The sequence below is a fragment of the Oerskovia enterophila genome (assembly GCF_001692445.1).
GTDB classification, from domain to species: domain Bacteria; phylum Actinomycetota; class Actinomycetes; order Actinomycetales; family Cellulomonadaceae; genus Oerskovia; species Oerskovia enterophila.
The window spans coordinates 150,815-168,192 of sequence record NZ_MAQA01000001.1; the positions used below are offsets into that span (position 1 = coordinate 150,815).

General features: G+C 71.7%; 12 protein-coding genes and 1 tRNA gene. 9 read left to right on the plus strand and 4 right to left on the minus strand.

Features of this window, described 5'->3' with window-relative positions; all coding sequences use genetic code 11:
* Positions 1–41: 41 nt before the first annotated feature.
* The 5 genes from OERS_RS00625 (at position 42) to OERS_RS00645 (ending at position 10,444) form a co-directional block, all read left to right on the plus strand.
* Complete coding sequence (locus tag OERS_RS00625) at positions 42–1,331, plus strand: ABC transporter substrate-binding protein (RefSeq protein ID WP_056652737.1); 1,290 nt, start codon at positions 42–44, stop codon at positions 1,329–1,331.
* A gap of 195 nt (positions 1,332–1,526) precedes the next feature.
* Positions 1,527–2,432, plus strand: coding sequence for a carbohydrate ABC transporter permease (locus tag OERS_RS00630; RefSeq protein ID WP_083201114.1), 906 nt, complete (start codon positions 1,527–1,529; stop codon positions 2,430–2,432).
* A complete protein-coding gene (locus OERS_RS00635; protein WP_082609024.1) occupies positions 2,429–3,343 on the plus strand; it encodes a carbohydrate ABC transporter permease in 915 nt (304 codons plus the stop codon). Before OERS_RS00630 ends, OERS_RS00635 begins: the two co-directional genes overlap by 4 nt.
* A gap of 286 nt (positions 3,344–3,629) precedes the next feature.
* A complete protein-coding gene (locus OERS_RS00640) occupies positions 3,630–9,098 on the plus strand; it encodes a GH92 family glycosyl hydrolase (protein ID WP_068623536.1) in 5,469 nt (1,822 codons plus the stop codon).
* Between the two features lie 98 nt (positions 9,099–9,196).
* Positions 9,197–10,444, plus strand: coding sequence for an AGE family epimerase/isomerase (locus OERS_RS00645; protein WP_068623538.1), 1,248 nt, complete (start codon positions 9,197–9,199; stop codon positions 10,442–10,444).
* A gap of 73 nt (positions 10,445–10,517) precedes the next feature.
* Here the strand turns inward: OERS_RS00645 and OERS_RS00650 are convergent, their stop codons facing one another.
* The 3 genes from OERS_RS00650 to OERS_RS00660 form a co-directional block, all read right to left on the minus strand.
* Positions 10,518–12,779, minus strand: a complete 2,262-nt coding sequence (locus OERS_RS00650; protein ID WP_068623540.1) for an ABC transporter permease — start codon at positions 12,777–12,779, stop codon at positions 10,518–10,520.
* 91 nt (positions 12,780–12,870) lie between these two features.
* Positions 12,871–13,731, minus strand: coding sequence for a molybdate ABC transporter substrate-binding protein (modA, locus tag OERS_RS00655; protein ID WP_082849230.1), 861 nt, complete (start codon positions 13,729–13,731; stop codon positions 12,871–12,873).
* A complete protein-coding gene (locus tag OERS_RS00660; RefSeq protein WP_068623648.1) occupies positions 13,728–14,135 on the minus strand; it encodes a TOBE domain-containing protein in 408 nt (135 codons plus the stop codon). The genes modA and OERS_RS00660 overlap by 4 nt, the downstream gene beginning before the upstream one ends.
* A 155-nt stretch (positions 14,136–14,290) precedes the next feature.
* Between OERS_RS00660 and OERS_RS20870 the strand changes: the two genes are divergently transcribed.
* The gene (locus OERS_RS20870; protein WP_139107601.1) at positions 14,291–14,476 is read left to right on the plus strand and encodes a hypothetical protein; all 186 of its coding nucleotides are present in this window, start codon (positions 14,291–14,293) and stop codon (positions 14,474–14,476) included.
* A 65-nt stretch (positions 14,477–14,541) separates the two neighbouring features.
* Here the strand turns inward: OERS_RS20870 and OERS_RS00665 are convergent.
* Positions 14,542–14,612, minus strand: a tRNA-Gly gene (locus tag OERS_RS00665).
* Positions 14,613–14,748: 136 nt separating this feature from the next.
* Here OERS_RS00665 and OERS_RS22190 point away from each other — a divergent pair.
* The 3 genes from OERS_RS22190 (at position 14,749) to OERS_RS00680 (ending at position 17,324) form a co-directional block, all read left to right on the plus strand.
* Positions 14,749–15,390: a TM2 domain-containing protein gene (locus OERS_RS22190; RefSeq protein ID WP_068623542.1), complete on the plus strand. Its 642-nt coding sequence runs from the start codon at positions 14,749–14,751 to the stop codon at positions 15,388–15,390.
* Between the two features lie 201 nt (positions 15,391–15,591).
* Complete coding sequence (dcd, locus tag OERS_RS00675; RefSeq protein WP_056652708.1) at positions 15,592–16,167, plus strand: dCTP deaminase; 576 nt, start codon at positions 15,592–15,594, stop codon at positions 16,165–16,167.
* Between the two features lie 65 nt (positions 16,168–16,232).
* Positions 16,233–17,324 carry a hypothetical protein gene (locus tag OERS_RS00680; protein ID WP_068623544.1) on the plus strand — a complete coding sequence of 364 codons (1,092 nt, stop codon included), beginning with the start codon at positions 16,233–16,235 and terminating at the stop codon, positions 17,322–17,324.
* Positions 17,325–17,378: the final 54 nt, after the last annotated feature.

A 17,378-nucleotide genomic window follows, 5' to 3' on the forward strand; every position in this document is an offset into this window, starting at 1 on the left:
TCCTGTTCCTGACAGCGCTGTCAACACGAAAGTAGGATCCCATGCGTAACGGATTGCGTGTCGCTGGGGCACTGGTGGGCACCGCTGCCCTCCTGGCCCTCGCAGCTTGCAGCGGAGACACCGGCAACGACTCGACCGAAGGTGGCACGGACGCCGCCTCGGGCGGCAACGTCGAGGTCTTCACCTGGTGGGCAGCCGGTTCGGAGAAGGCAGGGCTCGACGCCCTCGTCACCGTCTTCGACGAGCAGCACCCCGACTTCACCTTCGAGAACGGCGCGGTCGCCGGCGGTGCCGGTTCGGCCGCGAAGGACCTCCTCCAGACCCGCCTCCAGGCCAACGACCCGCCGGACACGTTCCAGGCGCACGCCGGCAAGGAGCTCACGGACTACATCGACGCCGCGCAGCTCGAGGACATCTCGGACCTGTACGACGAGTACGGCGTCAAGGACGTCTTCCCCGCGGACCTGATCGACCTCCTCACGGTGGACGGCAAGATCTACTCGATGCCCTCCAACATCCACCGCTCCAACATGGTCTGGGCCAACCCTGCCGTGCTGACGGAGGCGGGCCTCGACCCGGCCGCCACGTACGAGACCATGGACGACTGGTTCGTCGCCCTCGACGCCGTCAAGGCCACGGGCAAGACCCCGCTCTCGGTCGCCACGACGTGGACCCAGGTCAACCTGCTCGAGACGGTCCTCATGGCCGACCTGGGCGCCGAGGCATACAACGGCCTGTGGGACGGTTCGACCGACTGGGAGAGCCCCGAGGTCACGGCTGCTCTCGAGGACTTCGAGAAGCTCATGAGCTACACCAACACCGACCGTGACGGTCTGGACTGGCCCGAGGCGACGCAGCTCGTCATGGACGGCCAGGCAGCGTTCAACGTCATGGGCGACTGGGCCGTGGCGGCGTTCGAAGAGGCCGGCAAGACCGCCGGCACCGACTTCACGTACTTCCCGGTCCCCGGGACGGACGGCATGTTCGGCTTCCTCGCCGACTCGTTCACGCTCCCCGTGGGTGCCAAGAACGCCGACGGCGCCAAGGCCTGGATCGAGACCGTGTCCAGCCTCGAGGGCCAGACCGCCTTCAACAAGGCCAAGGGCTCCATCCCGGCCCGTACCGACGCGAACCCTGCTGACTTCTCCGAGTACCAGCAGACCGCCATCACGTCCTTCGCGGACGACACGATCGTCCCGTCGCTCGCTCACGGTGCGGCTGCCTCGATCGCCGTCCTGAACGGCATCTCGGACGCGACGAGCAAGTTCACCTCCGGTGCCTCCGACCTCGCGCAGTACCAGGCCGACCTGGCCGCCGCTGCCGCCGAGTAAGGACGCCCGACCCGGCCGACCGGGGTCGCCCGTCGCGGAGCTGCTCGCGCAGCTCCGCGACGGGCCCCGGACGGTCCGCCCCACCCCGCCGTACCCGCAGCTCGTTTCCACCGCACCGTCCCCGGCAGGGCCCCGTCGCACCTCTGTGCGCCGTGAGAGCCGTCGGGAGGTGCCCACACCTTGGGAGGATCACCGGTGATCCAGTCCGCTCGACGATGGGGCCCGCCACTGCTCCTCGTCGCCCCGTCACTGATCTTGGTGGGGGTCTTCGTCTACGGCCTCATCGGGATCAACTTCGCCACCTCGACCACTGACATGCACAAGGCTGCGCAGTCCACGGGGCAGGCCCCGGTCACGCGGGTCGGCCTCCAGAACTACCTCGACCTGCTCGCGAGCCCGGAGTTCCAGCACTCGCTGATGAACCTCCTGATCTACACCGTGGTCTTCCTGGTCGGCACCATGGTCGTCGGCTTCGTCTGGGCCTGGCTCCTCGACAAGCCCATCAAGGGCGAGGGCTTCTTCCGCGCCGTCTACCTCTTCCCCATGGCGGTCTCGTTCGTCGCCTCGGGTGTCGTGTGGCGCTGGCTCCTCAACTCCAACCAGGACGAGAAGGCGAGCGGGCTCAACCGGCTGTTCCAGATGATCGGTCTGGACGCGCTCCAGAACAACTGGTGGAACAACGTCACGTTCGGCATCGCGGCGATCGCGATCCCCGCGATCTGGCAGCTCTCCGGCTACGTCATGGCGCTCTTCCTCGCCGGGTTCCGGGGCATCCCCGAGGAGCTGCGCGAGGCGGCCCGCATCGACGGCGCCAACGAGTGGAAGCTCTACCGCTACGTGCTGTTCCCGCAGCTCACGCCGATCGCCCTCTCGGCCCTCATCATCGTGGGCCACATGTCCCTCAAGGCGTTCGACCTCATCATGTCGATCTCCAAGCCCTCGAACTACCAGACCAAGGTTCCGGCCGTCGACATGTACGTCTTCAAGTCCAGCTTCGACTACGCGAACGCCGCGGCCGTCGGTGCGATCCTGCTGGTCATCGTGGCCTTCGTGATCGTGCCCTACCTGATCTCCCTGAACCGCAAGGAGAAGATCCGATGACCGCCGTCGCCACGCCCGTCGAGGCGCAGACCCCCGGCTCGGGATCGGGCTCCGGAGCGGCAGGCTCGCGCCGGCAAAAGAAGCCCGTCCAGCGCTTCTCCGTGGGGCGCACGCTCCGCTACGCGATCCTCATCCTGTTCGTGCTGATCGTCCTCGTGCCCGTCTACGTCCTGTTCGTGACGAGCTTCAAGGGGGCGGGCGACGCGGCCCCGAGCCGCGCGTGGAACCTTCCCCAGGTGTGGACCACGGAGAACTGGCAGGCGGCCTGGACCGCGCTGTCTCCGGCGATCCTGCGCACGCTGCAGATGGTGATCCCCTCGGCGATCATCGCGGCGTTCCTCGGGTCGCTCAACGGGTTCGTGCTCTCGCGCTGGACCTTCCGCGGGGCGAACCTCGTCTTCACGCTCATCCTGTTCGGCATGTTCATCCCGTACCAGGCGGTGATCATCCCGCTCAACCAGCTGGTCCAGGACCTCAACCTGCCGAGCGGCATCCCCACGCTGATCCTGCTGCACGTGATCTACGGCCTGCCGATCACGACCCTGATCTTCCGCAACTACTACCAGACCGTCCCGAACGAGCTCATCGAGGCCGCCCGCGTCGACGGCGCGGGCATGCTGCGCACGTACTGGTCGATCGTCCTGCCGATCTCGATCCCGAGCTTCGTGGTCGTGCTCATCTGGCAGTTCACCTCGGCGTGGAACGACTTCCTCTTCGCGGTGTTCTTCTCCTCGAGCCAGAACGGCCCGGTCACGCTCGCGCTCAACAACCTCGCGAACGGTGCCCTGCTCCAGAACTACGGCGTCTCGATGGCGGGGGCCCTGTTCGCCTCGCTCCCGACGCTCATCGTCTACATCCTGCTCGGCAAGTACTTCATGGGCGGCCTCATGTCCGGCTCCGTGAAGGGCTGACGCCTGGCTGCCGGTCCGTCCCGGGGAACCCCCGGGGCGGACCGGCAGCCGCGCCGAGCCCCAGACTTCCGGTGTCCGACGCTGTGCACCGGGGAACGGCGCTCCCTCGTCGACCTTCTGAGAAGGGTCGACGAGGGAGTTGCTTGCACCAACTTGACAGCGCTGTCGGCTTCCCGGGGGGACGGGAGGCCGAGACCCGCGGACCACCACCCGGTGGCCCGCACCGCACGGAAGAAGACCCCGCTGCACCAACTGTGGCCGGAACGATCGAAGGAGATCGCACGACATGAGCTGGTACCCACCCACGCACGAACGCCCGACGGCGGATGCGCCGTCGGGCAGCAAGCCCACCTCTCCCGGCACACCCGCGGGCAAGGGCCGGCGCCGCATCGCGGGCGTCCTCGCGGCCGGCCTCGCCCTGCCCATGCTCCCGCTCGGCGTCGGGACGGCCTCGGCCGCACCCGAGCCCGGCGACTTCTCGACGTCGTTCGAGACCGGTGACGCCGCCGCTCTCGACACGACCGTCGCCCAGCGCGACGGCGCGCCCTGGCAGTCCAACGTCACCGGACCCGTCAGCACGCTGCCCGGCAGCGCGCTCGGCAAGCTCGCGGGCGTGACCGCGAGCGGCGAGAACCTCCCCAACGAGGGCGCGGCCAAGCTCGCCGACGACAACTCGGGCACCAAGTGGCTCACCCGGACCACGACCGGCTGGGTCGCCTACGCGTTCACCGAGCCCGTGCGGATCACGGGCTACTCGATGACGTCGGGCGACGACGCCGAGGGGCGCGACCCCAAGAGCTGGACCCTGGAGGGGTCCACGGACGGCACCACGTGGGTCCCGCTCGACCAGCGGACCAACGAGGACTTCCCCCAGCGCAAGCAGGCCCGGGTCTTCGAGGTCACGACGCCCGGCACCTACCAGCACTACCGCCTCAACGTCACCGCGAACTCGGGCGAGCCGCTCCTCCAGCTCGCGGACTGGAACCTCTCGACCGACCTGAACGCTGCGCCCGCGCAGACGCCCATGGTCACCAAGGTCGGTGCCGGCCCGTCGAGCGGCCCGACCATCAAGACCAACGTCGGCTTCACGGGCACCAAGGCCCTGCGCTACGCGGGCAGCCAGCTCGCCGACGGGCCGTCGAGCGCGACCAACATCCTGTACGACGACGTCGACGTCGCCGTGGGCGAGGACACGCGCCTGAGCTACACGATCTTCCCCGAGCTCCTCAACGACCTCGCGTACCCCTCGACGTACGCGTCGGTCGACGTGCGGTTCACCGACGGGACGTACCTGTCCGAGCTCGGCGCGCGCGACCAGCACGACACCCCGTTCTCGCCCGAGGGCCAGGGCACGGGCAAGATCCTCTACGCCAACCAGTGGAACTCCATCCAGGTGGACCTGGGCGGCGTCGCGACCGGCAAGACGGTCGACGAGGTCCTGCTCGGCTACGACAACCCCACGGGCAAGGCCGGCACGCGCTTCCAGGGCTGGGTCGACGACATCGCGTTCACCGCGAGCCCCGAGCGGATCGACGGGTCGAGCCTGACCAACTACGTCGACACGCGCCGCGGCACGTTCGCGACCGGCGGGTTCTCGCGCGGCAACAACATCCCCGCGTCCGCGGTGCCCAACGGCTTCAACTTCTGGACGCCCATGACCGACGCGGCGTCCCAGAGCTGGCTCTACGCGTACCAGCAGCAGAACAACGCGAACAACAAGCCTCAGCTCCAGGGCATCGGGGTCTCGCACGAGCCCAGCCCCTGGATGGGTGACCGCAACCAGCTCGCGTTCCTGCCCGCGGCCGGCGGCGGCACGCCCAACGCCACGCTCGGCACGCGCGCGCTCGAGTTCACGCACGACGACGAGACCGCGCAGCCCGACTACTACGGCGTGAGGTTCACCAACGGCATCCAGGCCGAGGTGACCCCGACCGACCACGGCGCGGTGCTCCGCTTCTCCTACGCGACCGACCAGGGCCAGGTCCTCGTCGACAGCGTGAGCGGCGACGCCAAGCTGGCCTACGACGCCGCGAGCGGCACGCTCTCCGGCTGGGTCGACGGCGGCAGCGGACTCTCGGCCGGACGCTCGCGCATGTTCATCTCCGGGACGTTCGACCGCCTGCCCAGCGCGGTCGGGACGGCCGCTGGCAACCGCGCCAACGCCCGGTTCGCGACGTTCGACACCTCGTCGGACAAGACCGTCGAGCTCCGCGTGGCCACGTCCTTCATCAGCCAGGCGCAGGCCCGCAAGAACCTCGACCTCGAGGTCACGGGCAGGTCCTTCGAGGACGTGCGCTCCGCGGCGCAGTCCGCCTGGAACGACCGACTGAAGGTCGTCGAGGTCGAGGGCGCCAACGAGGACAAGCTCACGACGCTCTACTCCAACCTCTACCGCCTCAACCTCTACCCCAACTCGCAGTTCGAGAACACGGGCACGGCCGAGGCGCCGAAGTTCCAGTACGCGAGCCCCGTCGCCGCCAAGACCGGCAGCGCGAGCGACACCACGACGAACGCCAAGATCGTCGACGGCAAGATCTACGTCAACAACGGCTTCTGGGACACCTACCGCACGGCCTGGCCCGCCTACTCGCTCCTGTACCCGGAGCTGGCGGCCGAGCTCGTCGACGGGTTCGTCCAGCAGTACCGTGACGGCGGCTGGGTCGCCCGCTGGTCCTCCCCGGGCTACGCGGACCTCATGACCGGCACCAGCTCGGACGTGGCCTTCGCCGACGCGTACCTCAAGGGCGTCCCGCTCGTGGACCCGCTCGCGACGTACGACGCCGCGCTCAAGAACGCGACCGTCCTGCCGCCGAACAACGCCGTGGGCCGCAAGGGCCTCGACACGTCGCAGTTCCTCGGCTACACCCAGGCGTCCACGCACGAGTCCGTGTCGTGGGGCCTCGAAGGGCTCATCAACGACTTCGGTATCGGCAACATGGCCGCGGCCCTCGCCGAGGACCCCGCCACGCCCGACGAGCGCCGCGAGCAGCTGCGCGAGGAGTCCGAGTACTTCCTCGAGCGTGCGACGCACTACGTCAACCTGTTCGACCCGGCCACGGGCTTCTTCCAGGGCCGCAACGCCGACGGGACGTTCGAGAAGTCGCCCGAGACGTTCAACCCCGAGGACTGGGGCGGTCCCTTCACCGAGACCAGCGGCTGGAACTTCGCGTTCCACGCCCCCCAGGACGGTCAGGGCCTCGCCAACCTCTACGGCGGTCAGGACGGCCTCGAGGCCAAGCTCGACCTGTTCTTCAGCACCCCGGAGAAGGCCCCCAACGGCGGCATCCACGAGCGTCTCGAGGCACGTGACGTCCGCATGGGCCAGTGGGGCATGAGCAACCAGGTCTCGCACCACATCCCCTACCTCTACGACGCGGCCGGCGCCCCGTCCAAGGCGCAGGAGAAGGTCCGCGAGTCGCTGCGCCGTCTGTTCGTGGGCAGCGACATCGGCCAGGGCTACCCCGGCGACGAGGACAACGGCGAGATGTCGTCGTGGTGGATCCTGTCCTCGCTCGGCATCTACCCCTTGCAGGTCGGCTCGGAGGAGTACGCGATCGGCTCGCCGCAGTTCACCAAGGCGACCGTGCACCTCGAGAGCGGCGACCTGGTCGTCAACGCCCCGCAGAACAGCGTCGACAACGTCTACGTCCAGTCGCTCACGGTCGACGGCGAGGCCCACACCTCGACGTCGATCAAGCACTCCGACCTGGTCGGCGGGACCACGCTCGACTTCGAGATGGGCCCCGAGCCCTCCGCGTGGGGCACGGGCGAGGACGACGCACCGCCGTCCTTGACCACCGGTGACGAGGCGCCCGAGTCCGACACGGACGTGACGACGTCGGGCCTGGGGACGGTGACCGTCTCCGACGGCACGCCGGCCGCCCAGCTCGCGTCGCTCACCGACAACACGTCACAGACCCGCACGACCTTCACGACGGGCACGCCCGTCGTCACCTGGAAGGCCGCAGGCCTCCAGCCGACGGTCACGTCCTACACCCTGACCTCGGGCGTGACCGGCACGGCCGCACCCAAGGCCTGGAAGGTCGAGGGCTCGAACGACGGCCAGACCTGGACGACGCTCGACGAGCGCACCGACCAGCAGTTCCGCTGGGCAGTCCAGACGCGGCCGTTCACGCTCGCCGAGCCCGCCGCGTACTCGCAGTACCGCGTGGCGATCACGGCGACCTCGGGCGAGGGGGCGCTCGCGCTCGCCGAGCTCGAGCTGCTCGCCGACCCCAAGGCCTCGACCGGCGCCGAGCTCACGCTCACGGCCGGCCAGGACGTGGCGACCACGACCGGCACCGAGGTCAAGGCGTCGCTCGCGACGCTCGTCGGGGTCACGCCCGAGGAGGTCGCCGCAGGCGACGTCTCCACGACCGTGACCTTCGGGGACGGCAGCGAGCCCGCCACCGGGATCCTCACCAAGGTCCAGCTCGGCGGGTACACCGTCACCGCACCGCACACCTTCGCCGCACCGGGCGTCTACCCGGTCACGGTCACGGTCACGCGCGGCGACAAGACCGTCACGGCCTCGCTCGACGTGTCCGTCGAGCTGGTCCGGGAGGGCTCGCTCCTCGCGGCCTACGACAACGTGTGCATCGGCGACGTCGGGACCACGTTCGGCAGCTGCGACGGCCAGGGCGTGTTCTTCGACCGGGCCCAGCTCGCGGCGAAGGGCTTCGTGCAGGGCCAGCGCGGCACGGTGCCGGGCACGGACCTCGCGTTCGACGTCCCGGCAGTCCCGGTGGCGCAGCCCGACAACGCGACGGGCGACGGCCAGACCATCGAGATCGACGTCCCCGCGGACGCCGAGCAGCTCTCGGTGATCGGCACGGGCACGGAGAAGAACCAGGTGGCCTCCGGGACGCTGACGTTCGACGACGGCTCGTCGCAGCCCATCGACCTGAGCTTCGGCGACTGGTCGGGCGCTGCCCGCAACCCGGTGTACGGCAACATCCCCGTCGCGGTGACCGACCACCGCCTGCGCGGTGGCAGCCCGCAGACCGGCACCCCCGCCGCGATCTTCGCGACGGCGCCTGTCACGCTCCCCGAGGGCAAGCGGCCCGTGAGCCTCACGCTCCCGGACCAGCCGGGGTCGCTCTCGAGCGACGGACGCATCCACGTCTTCACGGTCGCCTCCGACGGAACCCCGGTGGAGCACGCTCCGCTGGTCGTCGAGGCGGCTGCGGGCGTGAGCGTCGCGGCCGGTGCCTCGCTCGAGGCGACGCTCGCCACCGTGACCGGTGGACGCGCGACGGCCGGTTCGCCGCTGCGGGCGGCGATCACGTGGGGCGACGGCAGCGACGTGACCCCCGGGACGGTCGTCCCGGGTGACGTCGCCGGCACGGTCAAGGGTGCGCACACCTACGCGCAGCCCGGGACCTACACCGCCTACGTGACCGTCGACGACGGGTACGCGAGCAAGAGCACCCCCGTGACCGTCACGGTCACCGAGGCCGCTCCGACGCTCGACGTCGCGACGACCGTCAAGACGCAGTGCACGGCCAAGAAGGTCACGCTGTCCGTCACCGCGGTCAACGGGGAGTCCTTCCCCGTGACGATCAAGGTCGTCACCCCGTTCGGCACCAAGACGTTCACGAACGTCGGGTCGGGCAAGAGCGCGCACCAGTCGTTCGCGACGCGTGCGGGCTCGATCGAGGCGGGCACCGCGACGGTGACCGCCACGGCGACGGTCGACGGTGAGGAGGTCGTCGTCACCAGCGAGGTCGCCTACGGTGCGGCCACCTGCGGCTAGCCGCAGAAGTACCTGAGCGGGTGCCCTGCCGCCGGACGTCCGGCGGCTGGGCACCCACCCGGGGGAACATCATTGACAGGTACGAGGAACGGGGAACCATGACCACCAGGGACGACGCAGCCGGAGCACCGGACGCTGCCACGTGGCGCCGGAGCCAGCTCGACGGGCTGCTCACCTTCGCGGAGGCGTCGCTGGGAGCGGACGGCGGGGCGCGCTGGCTCGACGACAAGGGCGCGCCGGACCCCCGCGAGCCCGTGCACACGTGGATCACGGCGCGCATGGCGCACATGTACTCGCTCGGCTCCCTGCTGGGCGTCCCGGGTGCGGACGAGCACGCCGACCTGGCGCTCGAGGGCCTGCGGACCTACCTCGCCGACCCCGTGGACGGCGGCTGGTTCGCCTCGCGAGGGCCGGGGGACGCGGTGGACGACACCAAGAGCGCCTACGCGCACGCGTTCGTGGTCCTCGCCGCCGCGAGCGGGACGGTGGCCGAGCGGCCGGGCGCGCGCGAGCTGCTGGACCTCGCCCTCCGGATCCTGGAGCAGGAGTTCTGGGAGGCGGAGCAGATGCTGTGCGACGAGTGGGACCGCGCCTGGACGACCTGCGCTCCTTATCGTGGTGCGAACGCGAACATGCACGGGGTCGAGGCGATGCTCGCGGCGCACTCGGCGACCGGCGACCCGCTCTGGCTCGCTCACGCGACGGCCGTCGCCGACCGGGTCGTCGCGGTGGCCGCCGAGTGGGAGTGGCGCGTGGTCGAACACTTCGACGAGTCCTGGAACCCCGAGCCCGAGCTCAACGCCGAGCGCCCCAACGACCAGTTCAAGCCCTACGGCTCGACCCCGGGGCACGGCTTCGAGTGGGCGCGGCTGCTGGTGCAGCTCGACGCTGCGAGCGACTCGGCGGGCGCGGGCGCGTCCGCGGGCATCCCGGGACCGCACCTCGAGGCGGCCCGCCACCTGTTCGACCGGGCGCTCGCCGACGGCTGGGACCCGGACGAGGGCGGGTTCGTCTACACCGTCAACTGGCACGGCCGCCCCATCGAGCGGCGTCGCTTCCACTGGGTCGCGGCCGAGGCGATCGGTGCGGCCGAGGTGCTCGCCAAGGCCACGGGGGAGGAGCGGTACGCGCGGCTCGCCCAGGAGTGGTGGGCGTACGCGCAGGCTCACCTGGTCGACGTCGAGCACGGCTCGTGGCACCACGAGCTCGACGTCCACAACCGCCCGTCGGGCGTCGTGTGGGACGGCAAGCCCGACATCTACCACGCGGGGCAGACCCTGCTCCTGGCCGACGTGCCCGTGACGGGGAGCCTCGCGGAGTCGGTCAAGGCTGCCGTCTCGCGCTGAGCCTCCTGCCGGCCTCCGCCGGGTGCGGAGCCCGTGCGCGGCACGCCGGGCGCGTCGCGCACGGGCTCGGCACTCAGCGCGTGCCGTAGATCTGCACCTCGGCCGCCTTGACGGCGAACCACACGCGCTCGCCCGGGGCGAGGCGCAGGTCGGCGACCGAGCGGGGGGTCAGGTCGGCGGCCAGGTGCCCGACGGCGTCACGCACCTCGCGCGGACCCGGCACCTCGCCCCAGGCCCGGAAGAGCTGCCCGTGCGGCTCGATCGAGGTGATGGTCACCGCGAAGGCGTTCCGCGGGCTGCCCGACGGCGCCTCACGGTGGATGGCGACCGCGCGGGGCTCGAACACCGCGACCGCGGGATCGCCGGGGACCAGGTCGGCCGCGTCGGCGACGACGCCCGCGACCGTGAGCGCCGGTCCGAGGCCCAGGTGGCCGGTGCCGGTGCCGCCGCGGGGCGCGGTGTCCTGGGCCGGGCTCGTGGTGACGGTCGGACCGCCGACGGACCCGTCGCCGGTCGTGAGCAGCAGCCCGCCGTCGTCGGTCGCGACGCCCGCGAGGAGGTTGATGCCCGCGAGGCGCGCCGCGAAGCGGGACCGGGGACGGGTCAGGACCTCGCGCGCCGGGCCGTCCTCCACGACCCGGCCCTCCTCGAGCACGACCGCCCGGTCGGCGAGCAGGAGGACGTCGAGCAGGTCGTGCGTCACGAGCAGCGTCGTGCGCGGAGCGGCGCGCTGCGCGTCGTGCAGGACCCGGCGCACCTGCTGCGCGACCCCGACGTCGAGCGAGGCCAGCGGCTCGTCGAGCAGCAGGACGCGCGGGTCGGTCGCGAGCGCTCGCGTGATCGAGACCCGCTGGGCCTGGCCACCCGAGAGCGCGCCGGGGCGACGAGCCGCGAGCGGTCCGGCACCGAGCCCGTCGAGGCGTTCACGGGCGTCGGCCCGTGCGGCACGGCGGGGCACACGCCGAGCCCGTAGGCCGAACGCGACGTTGTCCGCCGCGTCGAGGTGCCCGAACAGCAGCGGCCGCTGGGTCAGCCAGCCGACCCCGCGGCGGCGCGGCGGGACCGAGAGGCCGCGCGAGGTGTCGGTCAGGACCTCGCCGTCGACCGTGACGCGGAGCTCGTCGGGCGGGGACCCCGGCGCGGGTGCGTTCGTCCGCGAGCCGGGAGCGGCGCCGTCGGGCAGGGAGCGCCGCGCGCGGCGGGATCCCGCGCGACGCGGGTGGTGCGCGCGGTGGGGGAGCAGGCCCGTGACGGCCTGGAGGACGGTCGACTTCCCAGCGCCGTTGGGCCCGAGGATCGCGACGACCTGGCCGGGCTCGACCGTGAGGTCGAGGTCGACGCCGCGTTCGGCGAGGCGCACGCGCACGCCGAGGGTGACGGGCTCGCCCGCCACGGGGGTCGCGCCCGGCTGCCGGGGGTGACCGGGCCGGTCGTCGTCGCCGGGACGCTCGTCGGCTTCGATGAGCCCCCGGTCACGCGCGGCGCCCCGGTCGCCGTCGAGCCCCCGGTCGTCCTCGGCGGACGGTCCCGCCTCCCGGACGCGAGACTCCGTGCTCCCGAACGGCCCGCCGTGCACGGCCGCCGTGACGACCACGGCCACGACCACGAGCAGGAGCGAGAGCGCTACCGCTGCGTCGGGGTCGGCGCTGCGCTGCAGGTAGATCTCGAGCGGCAGGGTCTGCGTGACGCCCTGGAGCGCCCCGGCGAACGTGATGGTCGCGCCGAACTCCCCGAGGGCGCGCGCGAACGCGAGCACCGCCCCGGACACGAGCCCGGGAAGGACGAGCGGCAGGGTCACGCGGCGGAGCACGGTCGTGGGGGAGGCGCCGAGCGTCGCGGCGACCTCCTCGTAGCGCGCGTCGTGGGTCCGCAGCGACCCTTCGAGGCTCAGCACGAGGAACGGCAGCGCGACGAAGGTCTGCGCCATGACCACCGCGGTGGTCGTGAACGCGATCTCGATCCCCAGGACGGACAGGTGCTGGCCGATCAGCCCGCGCCGCCCGAACGTGTAGAGCAGCGCGATCCCTCCCACGACGGGCGGCAGGACGAGGGGGAGCAGCACGAGCGCACGGGCCACGCGCTGCCCGGGGAACGTGGTCCGTGCGAGGACCAGGGCCATGGGCGCGCCGAGCAGCACGCAGCACACGGTCGCGACGAGCGAGGTCCGCACCGAGAGCCACAGGGCGTCGGTCGCGGTGGGCGAGGTGAGCAGGTCCCAGATCCCGCCGAGCCCCCCGGACACGTCGAGGCGCGCGACCATCGCGACCACGGGCACGACGACGAACAGGGCGCCGAGCAGCGCGGGCGCGAGCACCCAGCGCGGCAGGCCGCGCATCAGCCGGCCCTCCTGTGCGTCCGGACGAGGCGGCGGCCCCGGGCGCGCCCGAGGATCGACCCGAGCCCGGTCCCGTCCCCGCGTCCTGGCCTCACGGTGCCCCGAAGCCCGCCTTCGCGAGCGCGGCCTGGCCGACGGGTCCGGTCACGAGGTCGAGCCACTCCTGTGCCAGTGCGGCGTCCGCGGCGCCCGACGTCACGGCGATCGGGTAGGTGTTGACGACGGTCCTGGTCTCGGGCACGTCGATCACCTCGACGTCGTCGCCCGCGAGGGTCGCGTCGGTCACGTAGACGATCCCGGCGTCGGCCTCCCCGGCGGTGACCTTGGCGAGGACGTCGGTCACGCTCGCCTCCTCGCTCACGCGGTGGACGGTGGTGCCGGCAGCGGCCTCGACCTTGGCGGTCGCGGACCCGCAGGGCACCTCGGCCGCGCACACGACGACCTTGAGGTCCTCGCGCGACAGGTCGGCGAACGACGTGACGCCGCCGGGGTTCCCGGCGGGGACGACGACCGTGAGCGTGTTGGTCGCGAACACCACGGGGTCGGCCGCGTCCCCGCCCTCGACGACGCGGTCCATGTTCTTGGTGTCGGCCGAGGCGAACACGTCGCCGGGACTGCCGGCGAGGAGCTGGTCGGCGAGGTCGGCCGACCCGGCGAACGACAGGGCGACGCTCACGCCGTCGTGCTCGGTCTCGAAGCCCTCGGCGAGCTCGGCGAACACGTCGCGCAGCGACGCGGCGGCGAGCACCGTGAGGGTCTGCTCCTCGACGGCCGCGTCCGACGGCGGGGTGGCGCCGACGGCGGGGGCCTCGCTGCCCGACGACGTCCCGCACGCTGCGAGGGCGGCTGCCAGCAGGGCGGTGGTCGCCACGGCGAGCGCACGCCTCGTGGCTCGCCGGCGGGGTGCGGCGGACGACCGCGCGGTCCGGGGAGCGGGGGTGGTGCGGTTCACGCGATGCCTCCTGGCGTCTCGACGATCACGGTGGTGGCCTTGACGACGGCGACCGCGAGGCTGCCGGGCTCGAGCCCGAGCTCGCGCACGGCCTCGGTGCTCATGAGCGACACGACGCGCTGCCCGCCGCACAGCATCTCGACCTGGGACATGACGGTGTCGCTCACGACGTGGGTCACGATCCCGACGAACCGGTTCCGGGCCGAGCGGGCCACCCCCGAGGGGTCGCTCGTGGGCGACTGGGCGTTCTGGGTCGCGAAGCGCGCGAGCTGCGCGCCGTCGACGACCTTGCGCCCGGAGTCGTCGAGGGTGACGTCGAGGTCGCCGGCGTCGACCCAGCGGCGGACGGTGTCGTCGCTGACACCGAGCAGGTCGGCGGCTTCGCGAATCCGATAGTGCGGCATGAGAGCGAGCATAGTGCCGCAGATGCGGAAACGATGCGACACGATGTCACGATACGAACGGGTTGGCGGTGATATGCCTGATTCCGCGGGTCGTGCGTGGCATGCTCCGAGTGGCGTGCGGGGCGCGCGTCGAAGAACCGGGAGGAGAACTTGTCGTGAGTCGATACTGGAGCTCGTTGGGCCTGGTCGTGATCGGTGTGATCTGGGCCGCCGGAGGGGCAGTCACGGCGATCGCGGGAGGCGACGAACCTGGGTCGCCGATGCTCTGGGTCGCGCTCGGTGTGGTCGCGGTCGTCGCCGGCGTCGCGAGCTACGTGGTGCGTGCTCGGCGCGACGCCTGACGAACCCTCACGCCTCAGGGACGCGAGAGGCCCCGCACCGTATCGGTGCGGGGCCTCTCGAGCGGAGCGGATGACGGGAATCGAACCCGCGCTATCAGCTTGGGAAGCTGAAGTTCTACCATTGAACTACATCCGCATGACGTGGAACCCTGCAGCTCGCAGGCCGTCTCCGGCCGGTGCGAACCGGTCAGGAACCGGCGTGCGTCCACGATCATACCCAACACGGGCCATGATGCCAGCATCCGAGCCTGCACTACGCCTGAGGAGGCGCCTTGTCCGAGAACCCGTACCAGCAGCAGCCCACTGATCCTGCGGCTGGAGCGGACCCGTACGCGGCGCAGCAGCCCACGTACGGCCAGCCGGCCCAGCCCGGCTACGGCACGCCCGCAGGTTCGCCCACGGCCCCGGGGGTGCAGGGCTACCCGCCGGTCGACCCGTCTGCGGGCCAGCAGGGCGGCTACGGCGAGCAGCCCGGCTACGGGTACGCCGCTCCGGCAGACCCCTACGGCCAGCAGGCCCAGCCCGGCTACGGTGCCCCCGCGGACCCGTACGGCCAGCAGCCCGGCTACGGGTACGCCGCTCCGGCAGACCCGTACGGCCAGCAGGGCCAGCCGGGCTACCAGCAGCCCTACGGCGCGTACGGTGCCCAGCAGACCGGCTACTACGAGGACCCGAACGCCAAGTCGCGGCTCGCGGCGGGTCTGCTCGGCATCTTCCTGGGCAGCCTCGGGATCCACCGGTTCTACCTGGGGTACACCGGGATCGGCGTGACCATGCTGCTCATCTCGGTGCTGTCGCTGGGGATGCTCAGCTGGGCCGTCGCCATCTGGGGGCTCGTCGAGGGCATCCTCTACCTGACGTCCAAGACGGGGCAGTACGCGGTCGACTCGACGGGTCGCCCGCTGCGCAGCTGACGCAACCGGCTCCGCGCGAGTCGGACCCGAGGCAGGTCAGGCAGGGTGGCCGAGCCCACCTGACCCACCTACCTCGGGACCGGCGCCTCGGGACACCGGCTCACGCCCGGCTCGCGGGGGCCGCCGAGGCCGAGGCCGTGCTCCCGCAGGCCTCCCCGGACCGCCTCCCGGCGGTGACCCGGCGCGGAGTACCGTTGCCCCGTGCTCCTCTCCGACCGCGACATCACTGCCGAGATCGACGCCCAGCGGGTCCGCCTCGACCCCTACGACCCCGCGATGCTCCAGCCGTCGAGCATCGACGTGCGCCTGGACAAGTTCTTCCGGTTGTTCGACAACCACAAGTACCCGTTCATCGACCCGTCGACGGACCAGCCGGACCTGACGCGCCTCGTCGAGGTCGAGCCGGGCGAGCCGTTCATCCTGCACCCGGGCGAGTTCGTCCTGGGCGCCACCTACGAGCAGGTCTCCCTTCCCGACGACGTCGCAGCCCGCCTCGAGGGCAAGTCCTCCCTGGGGCGCCTCGGGCTCCTCACCCACTCGACCGCCGGCTTCATCGACCCCGGGTTCAGCGGCCACGTGACGCTCGAGCTGAGCAACGTCGCGACGCTCCCCATCACGCTGTGGCCCGGGATGAAGATCGGCCAGCTGTGCTTCTTCCGGCTGTCGTCGGCGTCGGAGCACCCGTACGGCTCGTCGATCTATGGTTCTCGGTACCAGGGTCAGCGGGGCCCGACGGCCTCGCGCTCCTGGCAGAACTTCCACCGCACCGACGTGTGATCCCCAGCCGGCTCACCCGAGCCCGCCAGATCGGACGTTCTCACCGCAGAGAGGCTGACACCACCGTGTCCCAGGCGCCCAGCTCGACCCTCCAACCGTTCCCTGCGTCGTCGGCGCAGGGCCACCAGGCGCGGCACCTGCTCGCGCTGCCGGGGGACGTCGAGATCGACGAGGTCGAGACCCTCGCCGTGTCCAGGTTCGCCGGGGCGCGGTGGGACGTGGCGCCGTCGGGCACGGATCCCCTGACCCCGGCGCCCCGCACGGCCAAACCGGGCGAACCCGGGGTCCTGCGCACCTCGCGCCACTCGACGCTCACGGGACCGTACTCGCCGTGGTCGGCGGACGGCGCCAACCCGGGCCTGCCGCCCGGCACGGCGCAGGTGTACGACGTCGTGTGCCCGCGCGAGCGCGGCGACGTCCCGTTCCCCGGTGGTGGGGACCGTGACGGCGTCGGGCGAGCTTTCCCCGCGGGCCTGCCCACGCGCGAGGAGGAGCGCGTCATCGCGTGGCTCGTCGAGGTCGCGCGCCGCCTGGGTGGCTCCATCCGGGTGGACGCGGGCAACCCGGCCGCGCCCGCGGTCGTGCTCACCCCGGACCCGGGCGTCGCGGTCGACATGTCGGTGTTCTCGGACGTGTGGCTCGACCCGGAGGCCGCGCTGTCGGTCGTCTCGACCGTCCACCCGCGCGTGGTGCTCGCGACCGAGGGGCGCTCGTACGGTGGCCCGCCCCAGGGCATCGGCGAGCTGCCGCTGTACCGGGGCGAGAAGATGGACCCCGAGCTGCGGCGCGCGCTGCACGCCCAGGCCGACGACATCGACATCGCCGCACTGACGAGCGGCAAGGTGCTCGACGGCTACGGCCTGATCCTCGACATGGGGGTCGACGGCCTGGTGGCCGTGGAGATCGGCGGCGAGGAGCAGCTCCCGCTCCTGCTGCGCAACCTCCCGTGGGCCTCGCAGGGCGCTGTCGCCTACCGGTTGCGCTGGGAGCCGCGCGACCTGGTCGAGGCACAGATGGAGTCGCCGTCGTTCGAGCTGAAGATCGCGCGCAAGCGTGCGGCCGAGCTCATCGCGACCGTGACGCGGGCGCTCTACGCCGCGGTCGGTGGCGAGATCGCCGACGAGGCCGACTTCCTCGTGGACCCGCAGGACATCTGAGCGACGGGTGCGGGCCGGCCGGCGGCCCGCACCCGGCCTCGGGAGGCCGGAGCG